Below are 26687 nucleotides of genomic sequence, written 5' to 3' on the forward strand. Positions count from 1 at the left end.
CTCTCCCCGTGGGTCATGAGCGGTGGTGAATGCCCCGGCGCACCGGGGCGTTGGGCAAGTGTCAGTGGCTGAGGAACACTTCGCTCTCGCCATGGGCTTCAAGCAGACCCAGTAGTTGCCGGCGAATAACCAACCCAGGCTTGTCCGATGGCATGTGCAGTTCCACCCTGCGGCGGGTGTCGACACAGGCGTCAGGATCGGTGGCTTCCAGGATGTCGCGGTCTTCGGCTGTGATCGCCGCGTCCCAGTCGATCAGTTCCTGGGTTGAGCATTGGTCTTCGCTGTCGTTGCGATACAACCACTGCACGAGCATCAGTCGGTTGTCGTCGATGGGCGTGGCGCAGTTGTAGATGATGTGGTGGATGCCGCTGTCCGGATACATGCAGCCAAAGCGCCGAGAGAAGGGCAGGTAATAGCGGTTGAGCAGGTGCCGTTGGGTGATCGGCTCGGTCGTACCGGTGATACGGAAGCTTGCCTCGGGGTTGCGGATCGGCACGCGGGTCTCGGCTTCGAAGCCATAATCGGTTTCGCGAAATTCGTAACTGGCCGGTTGGGGCTGGTCGAACAAGCCGAAATTGGCCTTGTGCACGAAGGAAAAGTGCGAGTTGTCGAAGGAGTTCTCCATGACCCGCAGCGGGCTGGTCTTCCACTCTTCGTAAAACTGGAAGATGCGTCGGTAACCAGGGGCGCCGTCTTCCGGGAACTCAGGGATCGGTTGTAGCGGGGCGTCCAGGCTGACCCAGGCATAGCCGTACTTCTCCTGGCAGTGATAAGCCTTCACCGCGGCACCCGGAGGAATAGCGCCGGTGGGATTCTGCGGGATCTTCACGCAGGTGCCGGTGCAGTCGTATTCCCAGCCGTGATACCCGCAGGCGATAGTGCCCTCAGCACTGACGAAGCCTTTGGACAGTTTGGCGGTGCGGTGGCAGCAGCGGTCCTGCATTGCCACCGGGGTACCATCGGGACGCTTCCACAACACCAGCGCTTCACCCAGCAGGGTGAATGGCTTGGGGCCGTCTTCGAGGGCTGTCATAGGGAGCAGGGCATACCAGAAACGGCGTAATACAGGTTGTTTGGTAACCAACATAATCAGGATTCCTCACAGCGTTGAGCTTGTTAGGGTGTTCAGCGGCTGCCGACCTGCTCGGCCTCAGGGAGTACCTTCAGGTCTTGCACAAAGCGCGTGGTGTAAGCGTTGCGCCAAGGTGCGTCGGGACCGAGCAGACCCGCCTCGACCATGAAGTCGCGGGTCGCTTGCCAGCGGCTGTCAGTCATGGTGCCGATCCCCTGGGTTGCGGCCTCTCCACCGGTGACCAGGCGGTACTGCTTGAGGGTCGAGACGCCCCAGGCCAGCAGTTCATCGGTCATGTTGGGGTTGTCGCGCTTGATCAGTGCATTGCCGGCGCTGGGGTCATCCAGATAGCGCTTCCAACCCTCCATGGAGGCGCGCACGAAACCTGCTACCCGCTCCGGGTGCTGAGCGATGATGTCTTGACGGGTGACCACGGTGGATCCGTAGGGTGGATAACCGGCATCTGCGAAGAGGAAAAAGTTAGGCGTCACGCCTGCCTTTATCGCCTGGAACAGTTCCGAGCTGGCATACGCCTGTTGTGTGGTTTGCGGGTCGGCTAGAAAGGGTTGCAGGTTGAAGGTGTAAGGCCGCGCCTGGTTGTCAGCCAATTGATATTTACCCTTCAGCCAAGGCCACCAGGTTTGCTGGCCCGAGGTGGACACCAGCACAGGCTTGCCGCCAAGCCCATCAAGTCCGCTGACGTCCGCGTGGGTCATCAACCCTTGCGGGTCTCCCTGGAAGGGCGCAGCCACTGCGACCACTGGCAGGCCTTGCTCGACACTTTTTAGAATCTGCAGGTCATAGTTGACGATGAAATCAGCTTGCTTGCTGACCAGCAGTTGCATGCCATTGACCTGTGGTCCCCCCATGCGGATGGACACATCCAGGCCTTCCTTTTCGTACAACCCATCGGCCAGTGCCTGGTAGAAGCCGCCCTGTTCGGCCTGAGCATACCAAGAGGTCAGCAACACGACTTTGTCGCCAGCGATCGCCAGCGGAGCGATCGTCAGCGTGGTGGGGAGCAACGCTGCTGCCAACAGCGAGCGTAGCGGGCGAGCCAAGGCCAAACGCGTTTTCATCATGTGTTCTTCACCCCGATTCAAAAACCACCGTGCGCCGGATAGCGCGACAGCGAAGGAGCCGGGCGGAGAGAACGTGGGAAGAGAATGGCGTCGCGAAGCAAAAGGGCGTGAACTGGCGACTGACATTGCTCTCTTGCCCGGGGCTGCCATAGCCTCGTTCAAACATCCGCTCGGATGTACGCCCCGAAGGACGCAAGAGCAATGCCCCATGCCATGCCTGGCACTGACCGCTTCTACTCGCTGCTACAAGAAGCCAGAAGCATGCCAATTTCATGAAGCCGCTGACTTTGCGGTGTAGCGCCCCGCCTCCGAGGGGGCCTGGACTGACGCGTGAGTTGAGAAGGTGCAGAACGTACCGATTGAGCACTAATAAAGTGCGCAATGTTCTGATGGGATGGTGTTCATTGATCCTGAGGATTGCTCACAATAAGCAAATTACGTGTATCCGATTAGTTGGCACGCGCCCTGCTTTGCGCTAACTCGAGTAGAAGCGGTCAGTGCCAAAAGTTGGCATGGGACATTGCTCTGGCGGCCTCGCGCCGCTCCCCCCGGCAAGGGTGGCGCCTCGGCATGAGCCGGGGCCAGAGGAGAGGTCGTCCGCTGCTGCATACCCTTGCTGGCGAAAACCAACAATCACGACCCAAGGGATGCAAATGAAACCGAACGCTCTTTCCTGGCTGCTTCACAGCGTCGTCCCACTCTGCGCGCTGGCCACTGGCAGTGCCCAGGCGAATCCGCTGATGTGGAGCAACAACAGCCTAAGCTACCTCTACGGGCACGGTTATAAAGTCGATGGCACCGGCAACGATATCCAGCAAACCATCACCTTTGAGCACGCCAGTGGCTGGACCTGGGGCGACATGTTCTTGTTCGTCGATAACAAGTGGTCCAACGGCTTGTCCGGCAACGATGGCTATACCTATTACGGCGAGTTTTCACCGCGACTGTCGCTGGGCAAAATCAGTGGCCACCGTCTTAGCTATGGCATCGTCAAGGATGTGTTGATCGCTGCCACCTATGAGCGCGGAGAAGGGCGCAATCGAAAGTACCTGCTTGGGCCCGCTGTTGACCTGAACCTGCCTGGTTTTGATCGTTTTTCACTGAACACTTACTACCGCAAGCCCGATGGGATAACCGGCAAAGCGTCTGGACAGTGGCAGATCAACCCGACCTGGGCGATGACGATACCGCTCGGGCGCTCAGACATTTTGTTCGACGGTTATCTGGAGTGGTACGTCAATGATGTGGGCACGAAGGGTACCTCGAACTATGTAGCCAAGAGTTTCCACTTCAACCCCCAGATCAAGTACGACGTCGGTAAGGCGATGGGGCAAGCGCCGGCGCGTTTCTATGCGGGGATCGAGTGGGACTATTGGTCCGACAAATATGGCATCGAAGACAGCCACGGTTTTCCGACCGATCAGAACGCGTTGAGTGCATTGATCAAGGTGCATTTCTAATGTGATGTTTCAGACGTACCACTGAGTATCTGGTCCAGGCTCCGTTGATCATCATTCATCAAGCGTTGTGTATCGACGAGGGCCGACCAGCAACGGTTATTTCCCTTGTAACGCGTCTGGTTCGAAAGCGCTCGGCCGTCCAGGCCCGCTTTCGATCCAGCACGTCGTTTCAAATACCACCGTGGATACGGTTCAAAGCACCCTGAAACCATGAGTGCCATCGCGCTCAAGCTGCGCAATCAAGCCAAATTCCCAGTCCAGGTAGCCCTGCATCGCCTCGTGTGGGTTGTCTGTGCCTTCATAGGGGCGCCGGTAGCGATCGCTGCGCGGTACGGCAAGGCGGGCCTCACCGCCTTCCAATGGAAGACCGGCGGCGATCCAGCGTGCGGTGCCTCCTGCGAGCACGTAAACCGGCGTGCGGGTCAGCGACTGCAGGTCGCGCGCGGCGAAGCGCGCCAGCAGGCTGCTGCCACAGGTCAACACGTAACGGCGGGCCTCGGGCGGTCGCTCCAGCGCGTCGGCCAGCTGGGCACGGATCGCCCAGTACGCGCCCGGGATATGGCGCTTGACGTAATTGGCACTGGCGGTGAAGTCCAGCACTACGGTGCCGTCTTCCTGCAGCCAGCTGGCCAGTTGCTCGACGGTTATTTCGCTGGCATCCGGCAATTCGGGCAGCGGCGGTTGCCATTCACCCCGGTCGCTGAAGTCCGCTGCAGTCAGCCCGTCGACCACAGCGACCTGCCAGCCCATCTGTGCCAGCCACGAGGCGCTCATGTTGGCGCGCACGCCATCGTCGTCCACCAGCGCGATGCGCGCCCCGCGCACACTGGCGACGTGGTCGGTCTCTTGAACCAGTTGCCCGCCGGGCACCGAGCGGCTGCCCGGCAGATGGCCGGCGCTGTATTCCTCGGTCGTACGCACATCGAACAGGTAGAGGGTGCGCTGCGTGTCGGCCTGCCACTGGCCCAGCCCGGCGCGGTCCAGGCGCAGCACGCCGGCGCGGTCTGCTACCGCCCGGGCCTGGCCGGCGGCGTTGGCGCGGGTACCCGCACCCACCTCGGCAAAGCGGCGGTCCTGACCATGAGCCAGTTGCTGCCCCGCCAGGGTCCAGCCGATGGTGCCATTGCGCAGGGCCGCCACCGGATTGGGAATGCCGGCATTGATCAGCGACTGGGTGCCGATGATGCTACGGGTGCGCCCGGCACAGTTGACGATCACCTGGGTCGCCGGGTCAGGCGCCAGTTCGGCCACGCGCAGCACCAGTTCGGCGCCAGGCACGCTGATGCCGCCGGGGATGCTCATGGTCTGGTATTCGTCGAAGCGGCGGGCATCGAGGACCACCACATTGGCCTGTCCATCAAGCAGCGCCTTGACCTGTTCGGCAGCCAGCGAAGGCGTGTGGCGCACGCTTTCCACCCGTTCGCCGAAAGCTTTGCTTGGCACGTTGACATCGCGAAACAACTCGCCGCCCGCAGCGCGCCAGCCGGCGAGGCCGCCATCGAGCACGGCAACATTGATGTAGCCCAGGACCAGTAAGCGCTGCGCGGCGACGGCGGCGAGCCCCTCACCGTCATCGTAGACGGTGAGGGCGGTGTCCCGCCGGGGAACGCGGGCGAAGATTTCCAGCTCCAGCTTCGACAGGGGTATGTTGGCCGCAAACAGCGGATGGCCCTGGGCGAAAGGGTCTTCTTCGCGGACGTCGATCAGGGCCAGCTCCTCCTGGGCCAGTAAAGCACGGCGGATGTCGTGGTAACGGCGGGTGGTGACGGTGCTCATGGGGCAGGGTTCTCTTTGGACAGGTCCCAGATGTTTGGCAGGCGGGTATTGGAATAGCCGGAGACAAACGGTTTTTCGCTGCCGTCCAAGGCGTACACCGCGCGCTTGACGGCGCCGATGTTGCCGCCATAGACGTGAATGCTGATCGATACCTGGTCGGCGAACGCATTGCTCACCTGATGAATGTCGCCGATGCGCGGCGACACCGCTTCCACCTGGCCGGGTACCAGGCGTAGGGGGGCGCCCTCTGGCAACAAAGCGCCCTTGGCGTCACGCACGAAGCCCTGAGCGTGCTCGGCACCGCGCAGCATGCCGATCAGCCCCCAGACCCGGTGGTCGTGGATCGGTGTTTGCTGCCCCGGGCCCCACACGAAGCTCACCACCGAGAAACGTTGGCGCGAGTCGCAGTGCAGCAGGTATTGCTGATAGCGCTGTGGGTCGGGCTGGGCGAGGTCGTCCGGCAGCCAGTCGTCATGGGCGACCAGCTCGGCCAGCAGGCCTTGGCCTGCGTCGAGCAGGGTGGCTTCGTCAGGCTGTTGGTCAAGCAGCGCGGCGAGCTGGTCAATGAAGTGGCGCAAGCGCTGCGGGCGCAGGTGTTCGGTCATGGTTCAGGCTCTGCTCTCAGGTTTCAGTTAACCCTAGCAAACCTTTTTTCTATTCTCAAAATGCAAAATAAACATAAGCTAATATGCAAATAATGCATTTACAGGATTGGCCGTTTGATTTGAAATTGCCGCAGTGAAAGGCATGAGGATATGCCCAACGTGCATTTCACAGGATGCGCAACACCGATTAGATTATAAAAAGTACCCCGTTAATACCTCGGGGCTATAAACAACCACAGACGAGACCGCACGCGCGGATCGCCTCACATGCCCCAAGCGGGTATCTGGAGACGAACGTGCGTTACTTCAAACAGCTGGCCGCCACCGTGTTGGCCACCACTTTCAGCCTTGCCGCCGCCGCCCAGACCCTGGTGGTCGGTGACCAGAGTTACAACGCGCGTGCAGTGATGGAAGCCGCCGGCGTGCTGGAACAACTGCCTTACACCCTGGAATGGAAGCAGTTCACCGCAGGCTCCCCGGTGGCCGAAGCGCTCAACGTCGGCAGTCTCGATATTGGCCTGCTGGGCGACGCGCCGCCCCTGTTCCTCGGTGCTTTGGGGGCGCCGATCAAGGTGATTGCGGTCAGCCGGCAGAACCTCGAAGGCGTGGCCATCCTGGCGCGCAAGGATTCGCCGATCCACAGCCTGCAGGACCTGCGCGGCAAGCGCGCGGCCATCTGGAAAGGCTCGTGGAGCCAGCAATTGCTGTTCAGTGCCCTGGACAAGGCCGGCGTGCCGCGTGATGCCGTGGAACTGCGTTACCTCAGTGCGCTGGATGCATCCCACGCCTTGGACGGTGGTTCGGTGGATGTGATCGCCACTTGGGAGCCTTACGTCACTCAGCAGGAGCGGCAAGGCGCTCGGGTGCTGGCCACCGCCGATGGGGTAATCCCGGCGCAGAGCTTCGTGGTCGCCAACAGCAAGGCGGTGGAACTCAAGCGTGCGCAGATCGCCGATTTCCTCCAGCGCCTGAAAAAGGCCCGTGACTGGACCTTGAGCGCCCCCGCCAATACCGAGGCCTACGCCGACGCGTGGGCCAAGCTCACCCGTGCTGATCGGGACATCGCCCGTGCCTGGTTCGCCCGTGCACGCACCGACCTCGCGCCGCTGGACCCGCAGGTGATCGCCGATGCGCAGAAAACCGTGGACTTCTTCTCCGGGCTCGGGCTGATCAAGGCATACCCGGCGCAAAGCCTGTTCGATACCTCGTTCAACGCAGCATTCGCCAATAACTAGGCCGCTGCGCAAGGACCGCGGCGACATTCAGATATGAACCTTCCAACAGGAATTCCCCATGAGCAAACGACAGATCAAACTCGGTGCCCTGACCATGGGCAGTGGCGGCCCGGGGCGGCACAACCTGTGGCTCGACCCCGAACTGCCCGCCGACGCCAGCGTGAACATCGACTGGTACATCGCCATCGCCCGGCAGGCGGAAGCCGCGTTGTTCGACCTGATGTTCATCGTCGACAGCCAGTTCATCACCCCCGGCTCGCCTTCGCACTATCTTAATCGGCTGGAACCGTTGACCCTGCTCTCGGCTCTGGCGGTCAGCACCCGCCATATCGGCCTGGTGGGTACCCTTACCACTTCTTACAACGCGCCCTTCAACGTCGCCCGCCGCCTGGCTTCGCTGGACCTGATCAGCAAGGGCCGTGCGGGGTGGAACGTGGTCACCAGCGGCGATGCCGGCACTGCCGGTAACTACGGGCTCGACGAGCATTATGACTACGACACCCGTTACGCCCGTGCCGAGGAGCATGTGCACGTCGTGCAGGGGCTGTGGCAGTCGTACGAAGACGATGCTTTCCCCCGTGATCGGGCCAGTGGCCGGTTCCTCGACCCGACCAAGCTGCATGCGCTCAACCACAAGGGTAAGCATTTCTCGGTCGTCGGCCCGCTCAACATCCAGCGCTCGCCCCAAGGGCAGCCGGTGATCTTCCAGGCGGGCGATTCCGAACAAGGCCGAGCGCTCGGGGCCGCCACGGCTGATGTGGTGTTCACCCACGCTGCCAGCATCGAGCAGGGCCAGGCCTTCTACCGCGACATCAAGCACCGCGCCGCACGCCTGGGCCGCGATCCGGAGCAGTTGTTGGTATTGCCCGGCGCGGAGATCTACGTGGGTGACAACGACGCACACGCCCGTGAGATCGAGCGCCATTACCAGCAGGCCGACCACAGTTTCGAACTGGCGTTGAAGGAATTCGGGCGCAACTTCGGCTGGCATGATTTCAGCCAGTACGACCTGGATGCCCCGTTCCCGCAAGAGAGCCTGGCGTTCGCACGGAGCAGCTTTTTCACGAATGCCAAGCGGATTGCCGAACAGGCGCGGGACAAGGCCTTCAGCCTGCGTCAGGCTGTTGAATTTGGCCGTCAGTTGCGGCCAGGGGCCTTCGTTGGCTCGGCCGAAACCGTGGCGGCGAAGATGGCCGAGTGGTTCGAAGCGCGGGCGCTGGATGGGTTCAATATCTACATTGGTCATCCTGGCCAGTTCCGGCGGTTTACCGAAGAAGTGGTACCGTTGCTGCAGGCGCGTGGGGTGTATCGCACGGCGTATGAGGGCACGACCCTTCGGGAAAGTTTGGGGTTGCCGATACCGCGATCTGGCCGTTAGATCGCCTGGGCCGGCCTCTTCGCGGCTAGCAACCGATCCTTCAGGGATCTTCAATCACCTGAAGGATCGGCCTTCGCCGTGGAGAGGCCGTTGCAGATCAGGCGCTGCGGGTGCTGCGACCGGCTTCCTGGTCTGCTACCAGCGCCCGAATCCGCGGAATCAGCGCCTGCCCATACTCCACGGCATCACGCAACTGATCGAAGCCACGGAACAGGAACGTGCTCACGCCCAGGTCGTAGTACGCCAGCGCCGCTTCGGCGACCTGTTCGGCGGTACCGACCAGCGAGGTGGAATTACCGGCCCCGCCACCCAGTGCGGCAATCTCTGTCCACAGCCGAGTGTCGTGGACCTTGCGCTGACTGGCCAGTTGCACCAGCCGTTCGGACCCCACGTTGCTCTTGCCGAAATTCTTCTCGCGGCGGTTGCCCTGGCGAATGCCAATACGCTGCTGTGCATCGGCCAGGATGCGTTCAGCGCGGGCCCAGGCTTCCTCCTCGGTGGCCCCCAGGATCGGCCGCAGCGACAGGCTGAAGCGAATGTGCTGCTCCCGCCCATAGCGAGCGGCGGCCTTGCGCACCTGGGCGATGCGTTCGCGCACCTGCTCCAGCGGCTCGCCCCACATCATGTAGACGTCGGCATGCTTGGCCGCGACTTCTACCGCCGCGTCCGAGGCGCCGGAGAAGTACACCGGCAGCTTACCCACGGGTTTGACCAAGGTCAGGTTGTCCTCTACCCGGTAGTGGTCGCCGTGGTGGTCGAAGGGCGACGTCTGGGTCCAGGTGTTACGCAGCACATCGAGGTATTCGTCGGTGCGTGCGTAGCGGGCCTCTTTGTCGAGAAAGTCGCCGTCGCGCTGCAGGTCACCGCTGTCGCCGCCGGTTATCACGTTGATCGAAGCACGGCCGCGGCTGAGCTGGTCGAGGGTGGCGAATTGGCGGGCGGCGAAGGTCGGTGCCTGGAAACCGGGGCGGTGTGCCACCAGCAGGCCGATGCGCTCGGTGAGCGCGGCCACGTAGCTGGCGAGAATCATCGAGTCTGGCGCGCTGGTATTCACCGCCAGCAGGGCCTTGTCGAAGCCGGCGTACTCCTGGGCCTGGGCGAAGGCCTTGATGAAGCCCAGGTCAACCTGCGGTCCGCGCGGCGCCTGTGATTCGCTGCTTTCATGGGGGCCTATCAGGCCAATGAATTCGAGGCTCATGCAATGGAACTCCTTTTGTGGCCGACGCCGTGGATCATGGCGCCGAGATGGACCTGCCGTTTACTCATGATCAATACCTCTTTTCAGATGTGCACCAAGGGTCAATCCGTGCAACACGTCAGTGCCGCACGGCACAACCGTTAAATCGCCACGGGCAACACGCTGCGTGAATGCCCTGGTATCGCGTCGATCAGCGCCCGTGTGTAGGCGCTGGCCGACTTGCTGAGCACCTGCAGCGCCGGCCCTTGCTCGACCACCTGCCCGCGCCGTAGCACCAGCACCTGGTCTGCCATGCTCGCCACCACCGCCAGGTCATGGGAGACCAGCACATAGGCCATGCCGAGCTCGCGCTGCAATTCGTCCAGCAGGGCGAGGATCTGCGCCTGCACAGACACGTCCAGTGCACTGACTGGCTCATCGAGCAGCAGCACCTCTGGCTCAAGTGCCAACGCCCGTGCAATCGCCACGCGTTGGCGCTGGCCACCCGACAATTCCCTGGGCAGGCGATCGAGGAACTGCACTGGCAATTGCACCCGTGTGATCAGCTCGCGGGCCTTGCGCTCTAGTGCCTCGCCCCGGAGCAGGCCGAAAGCGACCAGCGGCTCGACGATGCTGTCGAACACGGTGAAGCGCGGGTCGAGCGCGGCGAACGGGTTTTGCTGCACCAGCTGAATACGCCGGCGCAAGGGGCGGAACTGGCTCCAGCTGTAATCGGTGACGTCCTCGCCGGCGAACACCACCTGCCCTTGGCTGGGCTTCTCCAGGCCCAGGGCGATGCGCAGGGCGGTGCTCTTGCCCGAGCCGGATTCGCCGACAATCGCCAGGGTCTGCCCGGCATGCAGTTCAAGGCTCAGGTCGTGCAGGGCGGTGTAGTGCGCGTTGTTGCCGGGCAGTTCGAACCGTTTGCCGACATGGCTCAGACGCAACAGAGGCGTCTGGCCGCGCGGTGCGGCTGGCCTGCGCCGTGGCACGAAGGCCGGCGCGGCATCAAGCAGGGCGCGGGTGTAGGGTTGCTGGGCGCCCCAGAGGATGTGCCGGGGCGAGCCGTGTTCGACCTGCTCACCCTGCTTCAACACCAACAGGCGGTCGGCGCGGTCACATGCCATGCCCAGATCATGGGTGATGATCAGCAGCGAGATGCCACGCTCGGCGACCAGCAGTTGCAGGTGATCGAGAATACGCCGCTGCACGGTCACGTCCAGCGCACTGGTGGGCTCGTCGGCGATTATCAGCCGTGGCTCGCCGGCCAGGGCGATGGCAATCAGCACCCGCTGGCGCATGCCGCCGGACAGCTCATGGGGGTACTGCCGCGCCCGCAGCACCGGCTCGTCAAGGCCGACCTGGTCCAGCAGCGCCAGCACCTCGGCCTCTTGGCCTGGATAGCGTCGTCCACGCGCCAGCTGCAGCGCCTCGGCGATTTGCTGGCCGATCCGTTGGGTGGGGTTAAGGCTGACCATTGGGTCTTGCGGCACCAGGCCGATGGTGCGCCCGCGCAACTGGCGCCTGGCGCGTTCGCTGGCTTGCGCCATATCGACACCATCGACCCATAACTGGCCTTGGTCGATGCGTGCATTGCCCGGCAACAGACCAAGCAGGGCGTTGGCCAGGGTCGACTTGCCCGAGCCTGACTCGCCCACCACCGCCAGGGTCTCGCCCTGGACCAGGCTGAACGACAGCTGGCGCAGGGCCTGGCTGCGTTGCCCGGCGACGCTGTAGCTGACGCTTAGGTCGCGGACCTCGATCAGGGGTGACTGGCTCATCGGGCATGCTCCTCGGCGCTGCGCGCCAGGTGGTTGAGGCTGAACACCACGGCCACCACGAACAGCCCCGGCAGCAGGGATACCCAAGGGGCGGTGATGAGGAAGTGACGGCCGTTGGCGATCAGCGTGCCCCATTCTGCGGCGGGTGGCGCCGCGCCAAAGCCGAGGAAGCTCAGCCCGGCCGTGGCCAGGATGGCCGCGCCGAAGTCCAGGGTGGCGAGCACCGCTACCGGGCTCCAGGCATTGGGCAGTACATGGCGCAGCAGGGTGCGTGCCCAGCTGGCACCGCACAGGCGTGCGGCCTCCACAAAGGGCAGGGTCTTGATGCGCAGCACTTCGGCTCGGGTGGTGCGGGCAAAACCGGGCAGGATGCCGACGCCCACGGCGATGGCCACCGGCACGGTGCCGAAGCCAATGGCGGTGACGATAGCCAGGGCCAACAGCAGGCTGGGCAGGGCCAGCAGTACGTCGATCAGGCGCATCAACGCCGCGTCGACGCGCCCGCCGGCAAAACCGGCCAGCACGCCCAGGCCCAAGCCGCCCAGCAAGGCGATGGCCACCGCCAGCAGGGCGGCGAGCACCGACAGGCGCGCGCCATACACCACCCGGGTGTAGAGGTCGCGGCCCAGTTCGTCGGTGCCGAACCAGTGCGCCAGGCTGGGTGGACTGAGCTTGTCGGCGGGCGCGGTAGCGTAGGGGTCGAAGCTGCTGAGCCAGTGCGGGGCCAGCGCGCAAAGCAGGGCGAACAGTACGATCAGCAGCGCCAGGCTGAAACCGGGTCGGCGCAGCAGCGGGGCCAACACCTGGTATGCGCGCTGCCAACGCGTGCGACGCTTCCAGGTGGCGGCAGGGCGGGGCTCGGTGAGCGCAGTGTCGAGGGGTGACAGGGGGATGTCGAGGGTCATCTCAGTTCACCCTTACGGTGTGTTTGATGCGCGGATCGAGGTAGGGGTAGAACAGGTCGACGATCAGGTTCACCAGCACGAAGGCCGCAGCCGACGCCCCGACGATCGCCAGCACTACGGGGATGTCCTGGCGCAGCACAGCCTCCTGGGCCAGACGGCCGACGCCGTTGCGCGAGAAGATGGTTTCCACCAGTACAGCCCCGGACACCGTATTGCCGACTTGCAGGCCGACCAGCGTCAATAGCGGCAGCGCCGCGTTGCGCAGGCCATGGCGTGCCTGAACCTGGGCCCGGCTAAGGCCCTTGGCGAAGGCGGTGGTGATGTACGGCTCCTGCCACACGCCCTGAAAGCCGCGTTGCAGCACCTGGGCGTACACCGCGGCGCTGGGGATCGCCAGGGTGATGGCCGGCAGCACCAGGCTGGCCAGGCCTTGGCTGCCGGTGGCCGGAAACCAGCCCAACGCGAAAGCGAACACCTGGAGCAGCAGCAGGCCCATCCAGAACACCGGCACCGAGAAGCCCAGCGAGGGCAGGCGCGCCAGTGCAATCTTCAGTGGACGCCATTGCAGGTAGGCGGTCAGGCAGGCAAGGCCGACACCCGCCAGCAGCGACAGGGCGATGGCGGCACCGGCCAGGGCCAGGGTCTGCGGCAGGCGTTCGGCCAACAGTGCCGTGACCGGTCGGCCCAGCGACAGCGATTGGCCAAGGTCGCCGTGCAGGGCCCGCCACAGCAGGTCGAAATACTGCTCGAACAAGCCTTTGTCCAGCCCGTAGTAAGTGCGTGCTTTGGCCAGGTCCTCAGGCGACAGGCCGTCGGCTTCCATGCCGGAGGCGCTCAGCATGATCGCCAAGGTGTCGCCGGGCAGCAGGTAGAGGATGAAGTAGGTGATGGTATAAGCCCCCCACAGCACCAACAGGGCCTGGCCGACGCGGCCGATCAGGTAGCGTCTCATGGCTGGCCAACCTGGATGTCACTGAGCAGGGCGAAGCCTTCGGCAGTCCAGTGGAAGTGCTTGACCCGCGGCGCGGTGGCGGCCTGCCAGACGCGCTCGTACAGCGGGAACGCCGACGCTTCGTCGACCAGCAGGTCCTGCAGTTGGCCGTAGGCCTGGGCCCGTTGCGTGTCGGCAGTGGCGGTGATACCGCTGTCGAACAGCGCCTGAGCTTTGGCCAGGGTGGTGGGCTCGTAGGTGTTGGTGGCGAGCGTGGCGCTGTTGGCGGCGCGCGGGTCGAGGATGGTCTGCAGGATGATCGGGTCGGCGCGGGTCATGTAGGTGGAGGTGAGGTCGTAGGTGCCTGCCGAGTTGCCGGTCACCCACTCGGCGCGGGTCAGTACGTTCAGCTTGAGGTCGATACCCACTTTGCGCAGTTGGTCCTGTACCAGCACGTCACCGGCGCTTTCGGCGGGTGTGAGGTTGTAACGCAGCGTCAGGCGCTGGCCGTTCTTGTGTCGGTAGCCGTCGTCGCCTTTGTGCCAGCCGGCGGCGTCGAGCAGTTGCTCGGCGCCTTTGGGGTCGTAAGCGAGCTTGTCGGCTTGGGCTTTGAAGAACGGTGTGGTGACGTCGTATACGCCACTCACCACCGGGAACGCACTGTTGTAGACGGTGTGCGCGTAGCTGGTGCGGTCGATGGCCTTCTGCAGCGCCAGGCGGACTTGGCGGTCACCGAGCAGCCGGTCGTTGCGGGTGTTGGGGTAGAGGTTCAGCGCCGGGCCCGGCAGCGAACGGCTCTGGATGGTCGCGCCCTTGGACTGAAACAGCTTCAGGTCGACTTCCGAGAACGGGTTGCGTGGCCACAGGATGTCGGCCTTGCCTTGCAGGAACAGGCCGTTGCGCACGCTCTCTTCGGGGATGTAGCTGATGTCCACGGCATCCAGGTACGCCGGGCCCTGGTTGCGCACGTTGGCCGATGGCCAGGCGTAATCAGCGCGCTTGACCAGGCGTGCGCCGACCTCCGGGGTGTAGTGATCGAGGATGAATGGCCCGGTACCGATTATCTTGCCCAGCGAGCGTTGCTGCGCGCTCAGCCGGTACGAGGCCGGGGCGAGAATGGCCAGGTTGGTGGTGGACGTGGCCTGAAGGAAGCCCGCGTTGGGTTTTGCCAGGACCAGGCGCACGGTGAAGTCGTCGATCACCTCGGCGTGGTCGTAGCCGGCGAGGTAGGTGGCACCGAAGGTGGCCGGCAACTGGGTGGCGAACGCTTTGTTGCTGTCGAAGGCGGTTTTCACGGCGTGAGCATCGAAGCGTTCGCCGTTGCTGAAGGTGACGTCCTCGCGCAGGTGGAAGGTGTAGCTCAGGGCATCGGCACCGACCTCCCAGGTTTTCGCCAGCCACGGAATGATGCGGCCGGTCTGCGGGTCTTGGTCAGTGAGCGACTCGGCGACGTTGCGCAGCAGCACGCGGTGTTCGAGCCAGTAGACCTGAAAGGGGTCGACGCTGACCAGCGTGGTGTTGTCACCCCAGAAGGCGATGTTGAGGGTCTTGCTGGTTGAGGTGTTGTCGGCCGGCGAGCAGGCGGTGAGGGCCAGGGCCAGGGTGCCGATGGCGAGCAGCTGGTGCAGTGGGGGCATGGGATTCGTCCTTCAATGAATGGGGGCTCTCCTGTTCCGGCCAATTCAGGAACAGGCAAAAGGTGCCTTAGAGTCAGTCCTGGTAATCGCGACCCTCGCGATCCAACTGCCGAATCAGCGCATCCCAATGCCGCTGGATGCCTTCCCCCTGACCATCGGAAAACCGTTTGGACTGCTCATGCACCTTGGCAATCGCCGCCTCTGAAGCATGTAACAGTTGGTCGTTGCCCCCGGCCTGGGCGGCGACCTGGATGTTGCAGGCCCGCTCCAGCCCATGCAGCTCACGGAACGCGTGTTCCACGCTGACACCTCCGGTCAGCAGCCCGTGGTTGCGCAAAATAAGAATGTTGCTGTCGCCCAGATTGGCCACCAGCCGTGCTTGCTCGTCCAGGTCCAGGGCGACGCCTTCGTAGTCGTGGTAAACCACGCGGCTGTAGTAGGCCAAGGCATGCTGGGAGATCGGCAGCAACCCGTCGCGCTGGGCGGACACCGCCGCGCCGTCGCGAGTATGGGTGTGCAGCACAGCCTTGAGATCAGGCCGTGCGCGGTGGATGGCGCTGTGAATGACGTAGCCGGCCTGGTTGATGCCCAGCCCCAGCGGGTCGTCGATGATTGCGCCGTCGACGTCGACCTTGACCAGGTTGGAGGCGGTAATTTCGTCGAACAGCAGGCCGAAGGCGTTTATCAGAAAATGCTCGTGCGGCCCCGGCACGCGGACCGAGAAGTGCGTGTAGATGTGGTCGGTCCAGCGCAGCAGCGCAGCCAGACGGTAAGCGGCGGCCAGCTTGACCCGCACCTCCCACTCTTCGGCGCTGACCCGGTCGCGTACGTTGTAGGTGCTGGTGGTGACGGCAGACAGTGGACTCATGGGTGCTCTCCGGTAATCAATAGCCGCGCGCCGTGTCGACCAGGTTGGCCAGGGGCGCCTGCTCGCGGTAGCGGTGGAAGTTGGCGATGAAGGCGTCGAGGAAGGCCGGGTAGCCGTCCTCGGAAATGGCCGAGGTGTGTGGTGACAGGAACACCCGTGGGTGGTGGTACAAAGGGTGGCCTGCCGGCAGTGGCTCGGGTTCGGTGACATCCAGGCTGGCCCGGCCGATCAAGCCGCTGTCCAGGGCGTCGAGCAGGGCCTGTTGGTCGATCAAGCCGCCGCGGGCAATGTTGATCAGGTGCAGGCCGGGGCGGGCATAGGCCAGGACCTGGCGGTCGATCAGGCCACGGGTGGCCACAGTGAGCGGGGCGGCCAGCACCAGATGGTCGCTGCCGGCGAACAGCTGTCGCAGGTCGGCCACACGTTCTACGCCAGGGATATCGGCGATGGCCTGGCCGGGGCGGCTCAGGGCCAGAACCCGAAGCCCCAGGGCCACGGCCTTGCGCGCCAGGCTCTGGCCAATACTGCCGAAGCCGAGGATGCCCAGGGTGCGGCCACGCAAAGGTGCCAGCGGGGTCAGGCGCCAGTCGGCGTTCTTGACCCACAGACCGGGCAGTTGCTTGGCGGCGGCGAACACCAAAGCCAGGGCAAACTCGGCCACTTGTTCGGCATTGGCGCCTTTGCCGCTGGTTACCGTTGCACCCTGGAACACCCAGTCGGGGTAGAAGTCGATGCCCGAAGACACCAGTTGCACCCACTTCAGGCCCCAGGGCCACCCGGGTGGCGGGGTGCCTACGCGTCGCCCACGCACATTGATCGGGCGCAGGATGAACACATCGGCGGGGGCTTCGACAGCCAACTGGTCGGGGGCGATATCAATGACTTCATGGCCTGGCAAGTGTTCGCGCAGGTGCTGGTTGGCCTGGTCGTCGAGCTGGCTGGCGATGATCGAGTGGTTCATGCCTGTACCTCCGTCAGCGCGGCACGACCGACCTGGCCGAACACCACATCGTCCTGTGGGGTGTGGATCCGGCTGCAGAGTACATCGCGGTAGTGGCGCTCCAGCGGGTTGCGCCGCGACAGCCCGGGATTGCCGGCGGCCTCGACGGCCAGTTCCACGGCCTGGATGGCGTTGGCGCTGACCAGATGCTTGAGCTGCCCGGCATGCTGGGGTGAGATGTGCCCGGCGGCGGCACCGTCGAGCAGGCTCTGGTTGGCGAACAGCAGGGTATCGATGCGGCCCAGGACATGCTGGAAGCGTGGCAGGCTGGCCAGCGGCGCCCCCAGGTTGGAAGGTGTGCGCTGCTTGAGAAAGCCCGCCAGCCAGTCGCGCGCGGCGCGGGCCACGCCGTCGTATACGGCCGGCAGTAGCACCGCCATCCACAGTAGGCTCTCGCCGTCGAGTTCGGCCTTCGGGGCACTGGCGGGGCTGACGCTGACGGCGTGGTCGAGGGGAATCAGCACATCGTCGAAGCGCACTTCGTGGCTGCAGGTGGCGCGCATGCCCAGGTGGTCCCAGTCATCGATGATCGTGATGCCAGGCGTGTCGCGGTGCACAAGGAAGCCGCCGACCAACGGGTCGGTGTCGTCGCTGCGGCCCCACACCAGGTACCAGGTCAGGCCGTGGCTGCCGGTGGAGTAGATCTTTCGCCCGCTCAAGCGCCAGCCTTCGGCCGTGCGTCGCGCCACGGTGGCGGGCAGGCCACCACGGGCCGGGGTGCCCAGTTCAGGTTCGACGCGCAGGGCGTTGATCAGCGCGCCGTGCCGCACGGCATCGTAAGCCACGCGCTGGCGCAGAGGCTCGGGCCAGCGTGCTTCGTCCTGCAGGCGAAAATGTTGCAGGTATTGCATCACCAGGATCAGCGCGGTGGCCGGGTCACCCTTGCCGACCGCGCCGATCACCCGGCGGGCGCTGGCAAGGTCCGCGCCGCCTCCGCCGAGGGCACGGGGTACGGTGAGGGCGAGCAGCCCGTGGCGGTGCAGCAAGTGGAAGTTGTCGTGGGGGAACTGGGCGCTGCGGTCGTAGCGCTCGGCGTTAGCTGCGAGGGCCTGCGTCAGCTCGGCGAGCGCGCTGTCGGACGGTTGACTCATGAGGCTCATCCCTGAATGACGGTGTACTGCTTAAGACCGTATTCGTATGGATGAAGGCTGTAAAAGTCTTTTTAGTTCTATGCTAATTATTAGTTTTTCTAATTTAGTATCTTTCTGGTTATGCGCATATTGCATTTAGAGTTAGGGCCGTATTGCAGCCCTTTCGCCACACAAGGCTGCACAGGCCAGTGATCTCAACCCAGCAATCGATGTCCCGCCACCTCACCAAAAAGCTCCACTGGCTCCTGCAAATTACCCAGGTAGCGCGGATGGAACAGCCACAGATCCACCTGCGGCTTGAAATCGCTGATATTCAGTACATCCAGCGCATTGCGGTGCCGGCTGGTCTGCAGCAGCGGCTCGGGAACCAGTCCCAGGCCTTGGCCATTGGCGACCAGCCCCAGTTGCAACTCGGTGCCGAAGGTTTCCAGGTTGATCGACAGGCTCAGCCCTTGCTCACTCAATGCCCGTTGCAACCCGGCGCGGAAGCCACAGCCATCCGGGTTCAGCACCCAGCCGCGGGTGTAGCAGTCCTTGAGTTTGTAACTGCGCTTGCCGGCGCCGCCCTTGGCCGTGACCACCTTCAGCGGCATGCGCGCGATCGACTGGCTGGCGATCCCTTCGGGGAAAATCTTGCCTGGCGGGAACAGTGCCGCCGCAGCGTCCAGCTCACCATTTTCCATACGCGCGATCAGGCTGCTGCCCCAGCCGCTGGTGACCTGGGTGCGCAGTTGAGGGTAGGTCTCGCGGATCTGTGCCAGGGCGTCGAGCAGCACAACGTCGCCCAACGTCTGCGGCACACCCAGGCGCAAGGTGCCCGATGGCGCGCCATCGTTGGCTACCAGTTCACGCAGCGAGTCAATCTCGCGCAGGATCGCCTTGCACTGCTCGTAGACCCGCAAGCCCATGGGGGTGGGTTTGAGCGGCTTGGTGTTGCGGTCGAGGAGGGTGGCGCCGAGGTCTTCCTCGAAATTCTGCAGCCGGCGGGTGATGGCCGGCTGCGTCAGTTGCAGGGCCTCGGCGGCAAGGTTGGTGGACTGGCAACGAATGACGGCGACGAAGGCGTCCATATCATCGATTTTCATAATCGGCGCTCTCTGGGTCGAACGGGAAAAAATCTGGCATCAGCATCATCGCACTGGAGGGCAGCGCCATCGGGATGATTTTAGAAGACAAAACGCATATTAGGTTATTCCTAAAATCAATTTAATTTATTTGAAGGATCTCGCTAGAGTCGCTTGACCCGGGCCGCATGAGGCCGCCCGCCAAGACACCGAGGAGCATCATGTCCATCCGAACGAAGCTGCTGACCGTTGCCGTTGCCCTGCTGCTGGCCGGTCATGCTGGCGCCGGCGAGCGCCTGACCCTGCGCATCGGCGACCAAAAGGGTAACATGCGCGCCCAGCTGGAGGCCGCCGACGCTCTGCGCGACCTGCCCTACGATATACGCTGGGCTGAGTTCCCCGCCGCCGCGCCGCTGGCCGAGGCGCTCAACGCTGGGGCGATCGACGCCGGCATCATTGGTGATGCGCCACTGCTGTTCGTGCTGGCCTCCGGAGCACCGGTCAAGGCCATCGCAGTGGACAAGTCCGACCCTTATGGCACGGCGTTGCTGGTGCGGCCGGAGGCGCCGCTGCGCAGTGCAGCCGAGCTCAAGGGCAAGCGCATCGCCACCGGGCGAGGGTCGATCGGGCACCACCTGGCGCTCAAGGCGCTGGCCCAGGCAGGGCTGACTGAGAAGGACGTGGAGTTCCGTTTCCTTGGGCCGGTGGACGCCAAGATCGCCCTGGCCAACGGCTCGGTGGATGCCTGGTCGACCTGGGAGCCTTACACAGCGCTGGCCGAGTTGAGTGGGCAGGGCCGTGTGTTGGTCAACGGTCGCGGCCTGTCCAGCGGCAACAGTTTTCTTGCCGCCACCGACAAGGCGCTGGAGGAGCCTGCGCGTCGTGCGGCGCTGCAGGACTATCTCAACCGCCTGGCCGCAGCCCAGGTGTGGGCCAACCAACACCTGGATACCTACTCGAGAACCTTGGCAGCGATCATTGGCTTTCCGGTAGAGGCCGCCCGCTTGCAATTCGAGCGTCGGCAGTTGCGCTGGCAGGTAATCGACACGCAAACCGTAGCCGAGCAGCAGGACACCGCCGACTTCTACCACGCCCACGGCCTGATGACCGAGCGCCTCGATGTGGCCCCGACCTTTGCCACCGGTTTCACCCTTCCCGCCGCCGCCAAGCTTGCAGCGCAACCCTGATCCCGGAGACGTACCCATGACCTTTAAACCCCTGCGTCAATTGGGCCTGGCGCTGCTCGCCAGCGCCTTGCTGCCAAGCCTTGCCAGCGCCGAGCAGACCTTGCGCATCGGCTACCAGAAGTCCTCGACCCTGCTGACCCTGCTGAAGGCCCGGGGCAGCCTCGAACAGCGCCTGCAGGCCGAGGGCATTCGTGTGACCTGGCACGAGTTCCCCAGCGGTCTGCCGCTGCTGGAGGCCCTGAACCTGGGCAATGTCGACCTCTCGGCGGACGTTGCCGACACCGTGCCGGTATTCACTCAAGCGGCAGGCGCCCAGTTGACCTATTTCGCCCGGGAAGCACCTTCGCCGACCGCCCAGGCGATCCTGGTGCCGGCGGATTCACCGCTCAAGACCCTGGCCGACCTCAAAGGCAAGCGTGTGGCGGTGACCAAAGCCGCTGGCAGCCACTATCTGTTGATCCAGGCCCTGGCCAAGGCTGGGCTGACCTTCAAGGACATCACCCCGGCATACCTGATCCCCGCCGATGGCCGCGCCGCCTTCGAGAACCACAAGGTCGATGCCTGGGTAACCTGGGACCCTTACGTGGCCAGCGCCCAGCGTCAGCAGAACGCACGGATCCTGGCCGACGGTAGCGAACTGGCCAGTTACCAGCGCTATTACCTCGCCGGCAGCGACTATGCCAAGGCACATCCTGAGGTATTGCAGCAGGTGTACCTGGCATTGCGTGAAGCCGGCGCCTGGACCAAGGCCAACCCCGAGGCCGCTGCCCGCATCCTTGGCCCGCTGTGGGGGAATCTGGACAGCGCCACGGTGCAGCAGGCCAACGCCCGGCGCAGTTACGATGTGCAGCCGGTGAAGCTGGACAACCTGACCGAGCAGCAACGGATTGCCGACGCGTTCTATCGCGAGGGGTTGTTACCCAAGGCGGTGGATACCAGTGCGGTGGACGTGTATCAGCCCCCTGGCAACTAGCGTGATGTTTCAGAAGTACCACTGAAAATCAGCTGCAGTGCCCGCACCGCGCGGGCACCGCCTTCTCCGGTGGATCCAGCACAACCCAACGATGCCTTGAGCCTCCTCGACAAACCGGACTCACAGCTCATTCTCCGCGTACTCCAGTGACTGGAATCGTCGTGCTTACCCTGCAATACCTCATCACCACTTGCTGACTCCTCTCATTCGAGCAATTTGCATGCTCACATACGATAAGCCGTGATTATTCCACCTGAGGAAATGTTTGCAGGAGGGGTTTTCTATCGCCATAATTGGTACGTAATTACATGTTACATAACACAGTACAAAATCGTAGGAGCAAGCATGGCCCGTGGCGGCATCAACAAGGTGGTAGTGCAGCAGGCGCGTCAGGCACTGATCGCCCGGGGTGAGAACCCCAGCATCGATGCCATACGTATCGAATTGGGCAATACCGGCTCCAAAACCACGATTCACCGCTACCTGAAGGAACTGAACGGCCAGCAGCCGGTGGCTTCCGAAGGCGGGGTCGCGCTGAGTGATGTGCTGAGCCGCCTGGTTGGGCAACTGGCAACCCAGCTGCAGGACGAGGCCGACCTGAAGATCGAGCAGGCCGAGAGCACCTTCACGCAACAGCGCGAGACGCTTGAGGCGCAGCTGGAAATCGCCCAGCAGGCACTGGCTGCAGCGCACCAGCAACACAAGATCGATGCAGCGGCATTGGCTGCAGAGACAGAAAAACTGTTGTCCACGCAGAGCACGCTGCAAGCCGAACAGCTGCGCAGTGCCAGCCTCAACCAGTCGCTGGGTGAGTTGCAGGTGCGCCTGGCTGACAAGGACGAGCAGGTCAAATCGTTGGAGGACAAGCACCGCCATGCCCGCGACGCCCTGGAGCACTACCGCAATGCCAGCCGTGAACAGCGTGAGCAGGAACAGCGCCGCCACGAAGCGCAGTTGCAGCAGATGCAGGTGGAATTACGCCAGATGCAGCAGGGCATGATCGTCAAGCAGGACGAACTTACCCGCTTGCACCGTGACAATGAGCGTTTGCTGGGAGAGCATCGTCAGGCGGCCAGTGAATGCCGGGCGCAGGATGAGTTGCTGGAACAACGCGATGCGCAGATCCAAGGCCTGCGCACGATCCTGGCCCAGGCACAAGGCGCCAGCGAAGAGATGCGCCGGCAGCTGGATGTGCAAGCCCAGAACCTTGAAACCAGGCGCGACGTGTGCGCCGAGCAGGCGCGGCAGTTGCAGTGGCTTGAGGAACAATTGAAGGCACGCGACGAGGCGCTGGCGCAGTGTCGCGCGCAGTTGGCCTCGGTTGCAGATTAATCAGACGTTTCCTGGCGGGTGGTTTCTTCCCTGTCTTTCCTGATTGCTGGCCTTTATCGCCGGCAAGCCATGTGCTATCCCTTGGGAACGGGCTTGCCGGCGACGGCCACAACAGGCAACGGTCAGCCTTCGGCGCGCCTGGCGGCCTCTACGCCCGCCGCCGACAGCTTGATCGGGTAGTGCACGCTGATCTGGTGATCACTGCTTACCGCCACGCTACCGTCGTGAATCAAACCGGCTTCCTGCAATGTCTTGAGCATGCCGGCCACCGCCTTTTCGCCGCGGTAGTTGTCCAGCACTTCCTTGCCTAGCCCTTCGGGGTGCGCATGCAACAGACGGGTAAGTACTTCGGTCTTCAATGCATCGTTACTCATGTGGGGCCTCACTTGCCGTGCTTGGACTGAAGTGCCTTGGCATGCTTCAGATGCTGTTCGAGTTTGGGCAATGTTTCGCTGGCAAAGGCCTTCAGTTCAGCCTTGTCGGACGAAGCAGCCTCCTTCTTGAACAGCTCCACCGCTTTTTCGTGAGCGTCTACCTGGTTGTTGAGGTACGACTTGTCGAAGGACTCATCGCGCCATTCCAGGATCATTTTCTTGACCTTGTCGGTCATGGCGGCCTCATCCGGCACGGAAATGTCCAGCTTGCGGGCAATGTCGCCGAGTTTCTGGTTGGCCTGAGTGTGGTCGGTGACCATTTGCTGGGCGAATGCCTTGATCTCGGCGTTCTGGCTTTTCTCCTGAGCCAGGTTGCCAGTCACCACTTCGGCAATGCCGGCTTCGGTGGCCGCATCAACGAAATCATCGGAAGTCGCGGCCATTGCGTGCACCGCTGCCAGGCCTAACACCATGGAAAAACCAACGCGTCTGATGAAGAGACTCTTCATGCTTCACTCCTTTAAACCGTGGCGCGACCTCAATGTCGCGTACGGTTGAGGGTTGAGGCGTGGCAAAGGTTTAATCTTTTTTGCGCAGGTTCCGGCCGTTCGACGCTGAACTATAGTGAAAGGCGGCGAACGCGGTATGGCCAGGAAATCCAATGTGCGCAGCCCGGAAACAGGATAACGATGGGGTTTTCGCCATCAGTGGCGAGGGGCGCGCGGTGCCGCTGTTCCGCCTGGTACTGGCGTTCATGCTGGTGGTGATGCTGGCATTCGTGCTGGTGGAAGGCTGGCGCATCTGGCGTGACTACCGTGTTGCCTATAACAACGCCGAGAACATGGTCAGCAACCTGGCTCGGGCCACGGCGCAGCACGCCGAGGACGCTATCCGCCAGGTCGACGCCATTACCGCGGCCTTGGCCGAGCGCCTGGAAGGCGATGGTTTCGATCACATCGACCGACCGCGCCTGCATGCCTTGCTGGCGCAGCAAAAACGCATCATGCCGCAGTTGCACGGGCTTTTCGTTTACGGCCCGGACGGCAGCTGGATCGTCACTGATCAGGCGGCCATCCCGCCCAACGCCAATAACGCCGACCGGGACTACTTCGCCTATCACCGCAGCCATACCGACCCTGGTGTACGTATCGGTTCGGTGGTGCGCAGCCGTTCCACCGGCGACCTGATCATTCCTATTTCCAGGCGCCTGGAGTATGCCGACGGCCGCTTCGCCGGTGTACTGCTTGGCACCATCAAAGTGGCGTGGTTCGTGCGTTACTACGGCGACTTCAAGATCGACGAGCGCGGCGCGCTGGTGCTGGCCAAGCGCGACGGCACCCTGCTGGTACGGCGCCCGTTCGTGGAACAGGTGATAGGCCGAAGTCTTGCCAACAGTGAGATCTTCCGCAACCACTTGCCGTATGCCACAGAAGGGGTAGCGGAGGCGGTAGCGGTCGTCGATGGTACACCTCGGCTGTACGGCTACCGCGCGTTGTCCAGCTACCCGTTGGTCGTGGAGGCGGGGCTGTCGCGTGAATCCATTGTCGCGCCCTGGCGGTACGATGCGATCAAGTCGGTGGCGGGATTGCTGCTGTTGTTGGTAGGGCTGGCAGCGTTTGGCGGGGTGGTGCTGCGCCAACTGCGCGAGCGGATCGCCATCGAGCGGGCGCTGCTCCAGGCGCATCAGACGCTGAAAGCGTTGGCCTTGACCGACAGCCTTACCCGGCTGGGTAACCGTCGGCGGCTGGATGGGGTGTTCGAACCTGAGCTGCGCCGTGCACGGCGCCAAGGCTACCCCCTGGCGCTGGTGATGCTAGACCTGGATTACTTCAAGGCCTACAACGACCGCTACGGTCACCCGGCTGGCGACCAGTGCTTGCGACGCTTTGCCGACGTGCTGCAGCAGGCCTTGAAACGGCCGGCCGATCTGGCGGTGCGCTATGGTGGGGAGGAGTTTACGCTGTTGCTGCCCGATACCGATGGCCGCGGGGCGGAACTGCTGGTGCAGGAGTTACGGCAGCTGGTGCGCCGACAGGCACTGGAACATGCCGCTAGCCCATTGGGGAGGGTATCGTTCAGTGCCGGGGTCGCGGTGGTCGACCTGGCGCGGGAGGGCGTCACTGCCGAGGCGCTGGTCGCGGCGGCGGACAGGGCGTTGTACCAGGCCAAACAGCAGGGGCGGGACGGGTATTGCGTGGCGGGTAGTGTGGCGGCGGGGCAGGGTTGCTGACCTGGCTGGAGCGCGCGGGGGCGCCATGCGTCGCGATGAAACGCTAAAGCCCCAGGCGCATTGCACAACGCCCGCTGAGACCGTGAGCATGCTCGCTGGCGAGGATGCTCTGGAGTCGTTCGCAAAGCCGGCTTTCCTGAAGCCTCTCGAACCCGAAACGGGCATAGAACGGCGCATTCCAAGGCACATCCACAAAGGTGGTCAGCGTCAGCTCGCGTACACCGGCGCAGCGGCCTGCATCGACCACTTGCTGCAGCAACCGGCGCCCGACACCTTGCCCTTGGGCCTCCTGGCGAACCGATATCTCATGAAGGTGCAATGCCTGATCCGCCAGCCGGGCGCAGGCAAAACCCACAATGCGCCCAGCCGGGTCCTGCGCCACCCAACTACCACCTGCCTCGACGAAAGCCCTGTGCGCCGCGCAATCCATGACTTCGCCTTGCGCCAGCCAGGCCAGTGCCGGCCAACTGACAAAAGCCTGGGCTGCCGAGCGCTCGACGTCCGGCAGCCACGTGATGTCACGGTCAAGGGTAGGGCGGATAAGCATGAGTCACTCCTGTCGTTCTAATCCGTCGCCAGCACCTGCGGCTGTAATTGCCAGCGCACCGAGCTTACACCTTTCTCCAGGCTGACCCTGCTGACCAGGCGCTCCAATTGCGCCGGCGCCTGCGTGGTGCCCAATAGCTCGGCGCGCACTTCCAGGCGCGCAGGGTTGTCCAGGTCCTGGCTCTGCAACGACTGCAGGCGCAGTTGTGGGTCGCCCAGGCTATGCAACATCAGGCTACGCACCTGGATCTCATCCTCGCCGCGGCAGACGATGCGGACTTCGAAATGCTGTTCCACCTCGCTGGCCGGCACCACATCCTGACGGTCCAGGCGCTGGGCGATGTCACGCAACAAGATGTTGGCGCAGAGCACCACCAGGCTACCCAGTGCCGCCTCCATCATCAGCCCGAGGCTGCACAGCACGCCGACCGCAGCCGTGCACCACAAGGTGGCCGCGGTGTTCAGGCCACGTACATTGAAGCCATCGCGCATGATGACACCACCGCCGAGAAAGCCGATGCCCGACACCACATAGGCTGCGACCCGCGACGCATCGGCAGGCGCCATGCCTGGCACCGCCTGGGTCATCAATACGAACAGGCAGGCACCGGTACTGACCAGCGCATTGGTGCGCAGCCCAGTCAGGCGTTGGCGCAATTGCCGCTCGGCACCGATCAGCGCCCCCAGCACCAGGGCAATGCTGACGCGCAGCAGAAATACTTTCCAATCCATAGCAAACCTCTTCCGCAGGCACACGCCCGCATGAACGCCATCAGTTGGCGCGGTTGAAATAACCAGAAAATTGCGCAGGACCACGAGGAGGGAAGGAGAAGCGGGGGTTACAGGAAACCACCGTCTTGCCAGCACGGCCAGACAGTGCAGAACACTGCCGGGCTAGCGCGCCACGCGGGCCTGTCGCAAGCGACTGGGGCTACTGTCCAAGGCAGGTCTCCTGTTGAGGAAGGCAAAATTGCGTCGCGGAC

The 26687-nt window shown here is 63.5% G+C and carries 24 protein-coding genes; 7 read left to right on the top strand and 17 right to left on the bottom strand.

All coding sequences use genetic code 11. The features are described 5' to 3' along the window. Window positions 1-61: 61 nt before the first annotated feature. Window positions 62-1087, bottom strand: coding sequence for an aromatic ring-hydroxylating dioxygenase subunit alpha (locus AA098_RS13950; protein WP_004374403.1), 1026 nt, complete (start codon window positions 1085-1087; stop codon window positions 62-64). Window positions 1088-1125: 38 nt separating this feature from the next. After that, window positions 1126-2151 carry an ABC transporter substrate-binding protein gene (locus AA098_RS13955; protein WP_004576255.1) on the bottom strand — a complete coding sequence of 342 codons (1026 nt, stop codon included), beginning with the start codon at window positions 2149-2151 and terminating at the stop codon, window positions 1126-1128. Window positions 2152-2807: 656 nt separating this feature from the next. Here AA098_RS13955 and AA098_RS13960 point away from each other — a divergent pair. After that, the gene (locus AA098_RS13960; protein ID WP_019751605.1) at window positions 2808-3614 is read left to right on the top strand and encodes a membrane protein; all 807 of its coding nucleotides are present in this window, start codon (window positions 2808-2810) and stop codon (window positions 3612-3614) included. 192 nt (window positions 3615-3806) lie between these two features. Here the strand turns inward: AA098_RS13960 and AA098_RS13965 are convergent, their stop codons facing one another. Together AA098_RS13965 and AA098_RS13970 are read right to left on the bottom strand one after the other, a co-directional pair. Next, window positions 3807-5390: a rhodanese-related sulfurtransferase gene (locus tag AA098_RS13965; RefSeq protein ID WP_064614430.1), complete on the bottom strand. Its 1584-nt coding sequence runs from the start codon at window positions 5388-5390 to the stop codon at window positions 3807-3809. Then, a complete protein-coding gene (locus AA098_RS13970) occupies window positions 5387-5995 on the bottom strand; it encodes a cysteine dioxygenase (protein WP_004374411.1) in 609 nt (202 codons plus the stop codon). Before AA098_RS13970 ends, AA098_RS13965 begins: the two co-directional genes overlap by 4 nt. Window positions 5996-6291: 296 nt before the next feature. Here AA098_RS13970 and AA098_RS13975 point away from each other — a divergent pair, with 296 nt between their 5' ends. Further along, window positions 6292-7230 carry an ABC transporter substrate-binding protein gene (locus AA098_RS13975; RefSeq protein ID WP_004374412.1) on the top strand — a complete coding sequence of 313 codons (939 nt, stop codon included), beginning with the start codon at window positions 6292-6294 and terminating at the stop codon, window positions 7228-7230. A gap of 58 nt (window positions 7231-7288) precedes the next feature. Next, complete coding sequence (locus tag AA098_RS13980) at window positions 7289-8608, top strand: LLM class flavin-dependent oxidoreductase (RefSeq protein WP_064614432.1); 1320 nt, start codon at window positions 7289-7291, stop codon at window positions 8606-8608. Between the two features lie 97 nt (window positions 8609-8705). Here the strand turns inward: AA098_RS13980 and AA098_RS13985 are convergent, their stop codons facing one another. The 9 genes from AA098_RS13985 to AA098_RS14025 form a co-directional block, all read right to left on the bottom strand. Then, window positions 8706-9806 (bottom strand): LLM class flavin-dependent oxidoreductase, encoded by a 1101-nt coding sequence (locus AA098_RS13985; protein ID WP_004374416.1) that lies wholly within the window; start codon window positions 9804-9806, stop codon window positions 8706-8708. 140 nt (window positions 9807-9946) lie between these two features. After that, entirely contained in the window at window positions 9947-11566 is a 1620-nt protein-coding gene (locus tag AA098_RS13990; protein ID WP_064614433.1) for an ABC transporter ATP-binding protein, read from the bottom strand. Beyond that, window positions 11563-12471 carry an ABC transporter permease gene (locus AA098_RS13995; protein ID WP_064614437.1) on the bottom strand — a complete coding sequence of 303 codons (909 nt, stop codon included), beginning with the start codon at window positions 12469-12471 and terminating at the stop codon, window positions 11563-11565. Before AA098_RS13995 ends, AA098_RS13990 begins: the two co-directional genes overlap by 4 nt. A 1-nt stretch (window position 12472) precedes the next feature. Beyond that, window positions 12473-13423: an ABC transporter permease gene (locus AA098_RS14000; RefSeq protein WP_004374422.1), complete on the bottom strand. Its 951-nt coding sequence runs from the start codon at window positions 13421-13423 to the stop codon at window positions 12473-12475. After that, window positions 13420-15039: an ABC transporter substrate-binding protein gene (locus tag AA098_RS14005; protein ID WP_004576249.1), complete on the bottom strand. Its 1620-nt coding sequence runs from the start codon at window positions 15037-15039 to the stop codon at window positions 13420-13422. Before AA098_RS14005 ends, AA098_RS14000 begins: the two co-directional genes overlap by 4 nt. 73 nt (window positions 15040-15112) lie before the next feature. Next, window positions 15113-15907 (bottom strand): class II aldolase/adducin family protein, encoded by a 795-nt coding sequence (locus AA098_RS14010; protein ID WP_004576248.1) that lies wholly within the window; start codon window positions 15905-15907, stop codon window positions 15113-15115. A gap of 16 nt (window positions 15908-15923) precedes the next feature. Continuing rightward, a complete protein-coding gene (locus AA098_RS14015; RefSeq protein ID WP_004576247.1) occupies window positions 15924-16868 on the bottom strand; it encodes a D-isomer specific 2-hydroxyacid dehydrogenase family protein in 945 nt (314 codons plus the stop codon). Then, window positions 16865-17998: an acyl-CoA dehydrogenase family protein gene (locus AA098_RS14020; RefSeq protein WP_060545115.1), complete on the bottom strand. Its 1134-nt coding sequence runs from the start codon at window positions 17996-17998 to the stop codon at window positions 16865-16867. Before AA098_RS14020 ends, AA098_RS14015 begins: the two co-directional genes overlap by 4 nt. Window positions 17999-18192: 194 nt before the next feature. Further along, a complete protein-coding gene (locus AA098_RS14025; RefSeq protein WP_004374429.1) occupies window positions 18193-19083 on the bottom strand; it encodes a LysR family transcriptional regulator in 891 nt (296 codons plus the stop codon). Window positions 19084-19283: 200 nt separating this feature from the next. Here AA098_RS14025 and AA098_RS14030 point away from each other — a divergent pair, with 200 nt between their 5' ends. The 3 genes from AA098_RS14030 (at window position 19284) to AA098_RS14040 (ending at window position 22554) form a co-directional block, all read left to right on the top strand. Next, complete coding sequence (locus AA098_RS14030; RefSeq protein ID WP_004374431.1) at window positions 19284-20249, top strand: ABC transporter substrate-binding protein; 966 nt, start codon at window positions 19284-19286, stop codon at window positions 20247-20249. Between the two features lie 16 nt (window positions 20250-20265). Beyond that, entirely contained in the window at window positions 20266-21222 is a 957-nt protein-coding gene (locus tag AA098_RS14035) for an aliphatic sulfonate ABC transporter substrate-binding protein (RefSeq protein ID WP_004374433.1), read from the top strand. Between the two features lie 345 nt (window positions 21223-21567). Beyond that, a complete protein-coding gene (locus tag AA098_RS14040) occupies window positions 21568-22554 on the top strand; it encodes a DNA-binding protein (RefSeq protein WP_019751603.1) in 987 nt (328 codons plus the stop codon). Window positions 22555-22676: 122 nt separating this feature from the next. Here AA098_RS14040 and AA098_RS14045 read toward each other — a convergent pair whose 3' ends face one another. Then, complete coding sequence (locus AA098_RS14045; protein ID WP_004374436.1) at window positions 22677-22928, bottom strand: hypothetical protein; 252 nt, start codon at window positions 22926-22928, stop codon at window positions 22677-22679. Between the two features lie 8 nt (window positions 22929-22936). Continuing rightward, window positions 22937-23437: a DUF4142 domain-containing protein gene (locus AA098_RS14050; RefSeq protein WP_064614440.1), complete on the bottom strand. Its 501-nt coding sequence runs from the start codon at window positions 23435-23437 to the stop codon at window positions 22937-22939. A 152-nt stretch (window positions 23438-23589) separates the two neighbouring features. Here AA098_RS14050 and AA098_RS14055 point away from each other — a divergent pair, with 152 nt between their 5' ends. Then, window positions 23590-25158, top strand: coding sequence for a sensor domain-containing diguanylate cyclase (locus tag AA098_RS14055; protein WP_064614442.1), 1569 nt, complete (start codon window positions 23590-23592; stop codon window positions 25156-25158). 43 nt (window positions 25159-25201) lie between these two features. On the opposite strand, the gene AA098_RS14060 is transcribed toward AA098_RS14055, so the two are convergent. Continuing rightward, a complete protein-coding gene (locus AA098_RS14060) occupies window positions 25202-25705 on the bottom strand; it encodes a GNAT family N-acetyltransferase (protein ID WP_054888315.1) in 504 nt (167 codons plus the stop codon). A gap of 17 nt (window positions 25706-25722) precedes the next feature. Further along, the gene (locus AA098_RS14065; RefSeq protein WP_054888314.1) at window positions 25723-26436 is read right to left on the bottom strand and encodes an MgtC/SapB family protein; all 714 of its coding nucleotides are present in this window, start codon (window positions 26434-26436) and stop codon (window positions 25723-25725) included. Window positions 26437-26687 lie beyond the last annotated feature (251 nt).

Source organism: Pseudomonas sp. JY-Q (assembly GCF_001655295.1).
GTDB lineage: Bacteria > Pseudomonadota > Gammaproteobacteria > Pseudomonadales > Pseudomonadaceae > Aquipseudomonas > Aquipseudomonas alloputida.

Excerpts from the sequence above, each read along its gene's own strand:
- AA098_RS13955 (WP_004576255.1), bottom strand. The coding sequence starts at position 2,151 with ATGAAAACGCGTTTGGCCTTGGCTCGCCCGCTACGCTCGCTGTTGGCA.
- AA098_RS14030 (WP_004374431.1), top strand. The coding sequence starts at position 19,284 with ATGTCCATCCGAACGAAGCTGCTGACCGTTGCCGTTGCCCTGCTGCTG.
- AA098_RS14010 (WP_004576248.1), bottom strand. The coding sequence starts at position 15,907 with ATGAGTCCACTGTCTGCCGTCACCACCAGCACCTACAACGTACGCGAC.
- AA098_RS13970 (WP_004374411.1), bottom strand. The coding sequence starts at position 5,995 with ATGACCGAACACCTGCGCCCGCAGCGCTTGCGCCACTTCATTGACCAG.
- AA098_RS13990 (WP_064614433.1), bottom strand. The coding sequence starts at position 11,566 with ATGAGCCAGTCACCCCTGATCGAGGTCCGCGACCTAAGCGTCAGCTAC.
- AA098_RS14055 (WP_064614442.1), top strand. The coding sequence starts at position 23,590 with ATGTGCGCAGCCCGGAAACAGGATAACGATGGGGTTTTCGCCATCAGT.
- AA098_RS14005 (WP_004576249.1), bottom strand. The coding sequence starts at position 15,039 with ATGCCCCCACTGCACCAGCTGCTCGCCATCGGCACCCTGGCCCTGGCC.
- AA098_RS13995 (WP_064614437.1), bottom strand. The coding sequence starts at position 12,471 with ATGACCCTCGACATCCCCCTGTCACCCCTCGACACTGCGCTCACCGAG.
- AA098_RS14060 (WP_054888315.1), bottom strand. The coding sequence starts at position 25,705 with ATGCTTATCCGCCCTACCCTTGACCGTGACATCACGTGGCTGCCGGAC.
- AA098_RS13960 (WP_019751605.1), top strand. The coding sequence starts at position 2,808 with ATGAAACCGAACGCTCTTTCCTGGCTGCTTCACAGCGTCGTCCCACTC.
- AA098_RS14065 (WP_054888314.1), bottom strand. The coding sequence starts at position 26,436 with ATGGATTGGAAAGTATTTCTGCTGCGCGTCAGCATTGCCCTGGTGCTG.
- AA098_RS13985 (WP_004374416.1), bottom strand. The coding sequence starts at position 9,806 with ATGAGCCTCGAATTCATTGGCCTGATAGGCCCCCATGAAAGCAGCGAA.
- AA098_RS13950 (WP_004374403.1), bottom strand. The coding sequence starts at position 1,087 with ATGTTGGTTACCAAACAACCTGTATTACGCCGTTTCTGGTATGCCCTG.
- AA098_RS14000 (WP_004374422.1), bottom strand. The coding sequence starts at position 13,423 with ATGAGACGCTACCTGATCGGCCGCGTCGGCCAGGCCCTGTTGGTGCTG.
- AA098_RS14025 (WP_004374429.1), bottom strand. The coding sequence starts at position 19,083 with ATGAAAATCGATGATATGGACGCCTTCGTCGCCGTCATTCGTTGCCAG.
- AA098_RS14020 (WP_060545115.1), bottom strand. The coding sequence starts at position 17,998 with ATGAGTCAACCGTCCGACAGCGCGCTCGCCGAGCTGACGCAGGCCCTC.
- AA098_RS14050 (WP_064614440.1), bottom strand. The coding sequence starts at position 23,437 with ATGAAGAGTCTCTTCATCAGACGCGTTGGTTTTTCCATGGTGTTAGGC.
- AA098_RS14015 (WP_004576247.1), bottom strand. The coding sequence starts at position 16,868 with ATGAACCACTCGATCATCGCCAGCCAGCTCGACGACCAGGCCAACCAG.
- AA098_RS14045 (WP_004374436.1), bottom strand. The coding sequence starts at position 22,928 with ATGAGTAACGATGCATTGAAGACCGAAGTACTTACCCGTCTGTTGCAT.
- AA098_RS13965 (WP_064614430.1), bottom strand. The coding sequence starts at position 5,390 with ATGAGCACCGTCACCACCCGCCGTTACCACGACATCCGCCGTGCTTTA.
- AA098_RS14035 (WP_004374433.1), top strand. The coding sequence starts at position 20,266 with ATGACCTTTAAACCCCTGCGTCAATTGGGCCTGGCGCTGCTCGCCAGC.
- AA098_RS13980 (WP_064614432.1), top strand. The coding sequence starts at position 7,289 with ATGAGCAAACGACAGATCAAACTCGGTGCCCTGACCATGGGCAGTGGC.
- AA098_RS14040 (WP_019751603.1), top strand. The coding sequence starts at position 21,568 with ATGGCCCGTGGCGGCATCAACAAGGTGGTAGTGCAGCAGGCGCGTCAG.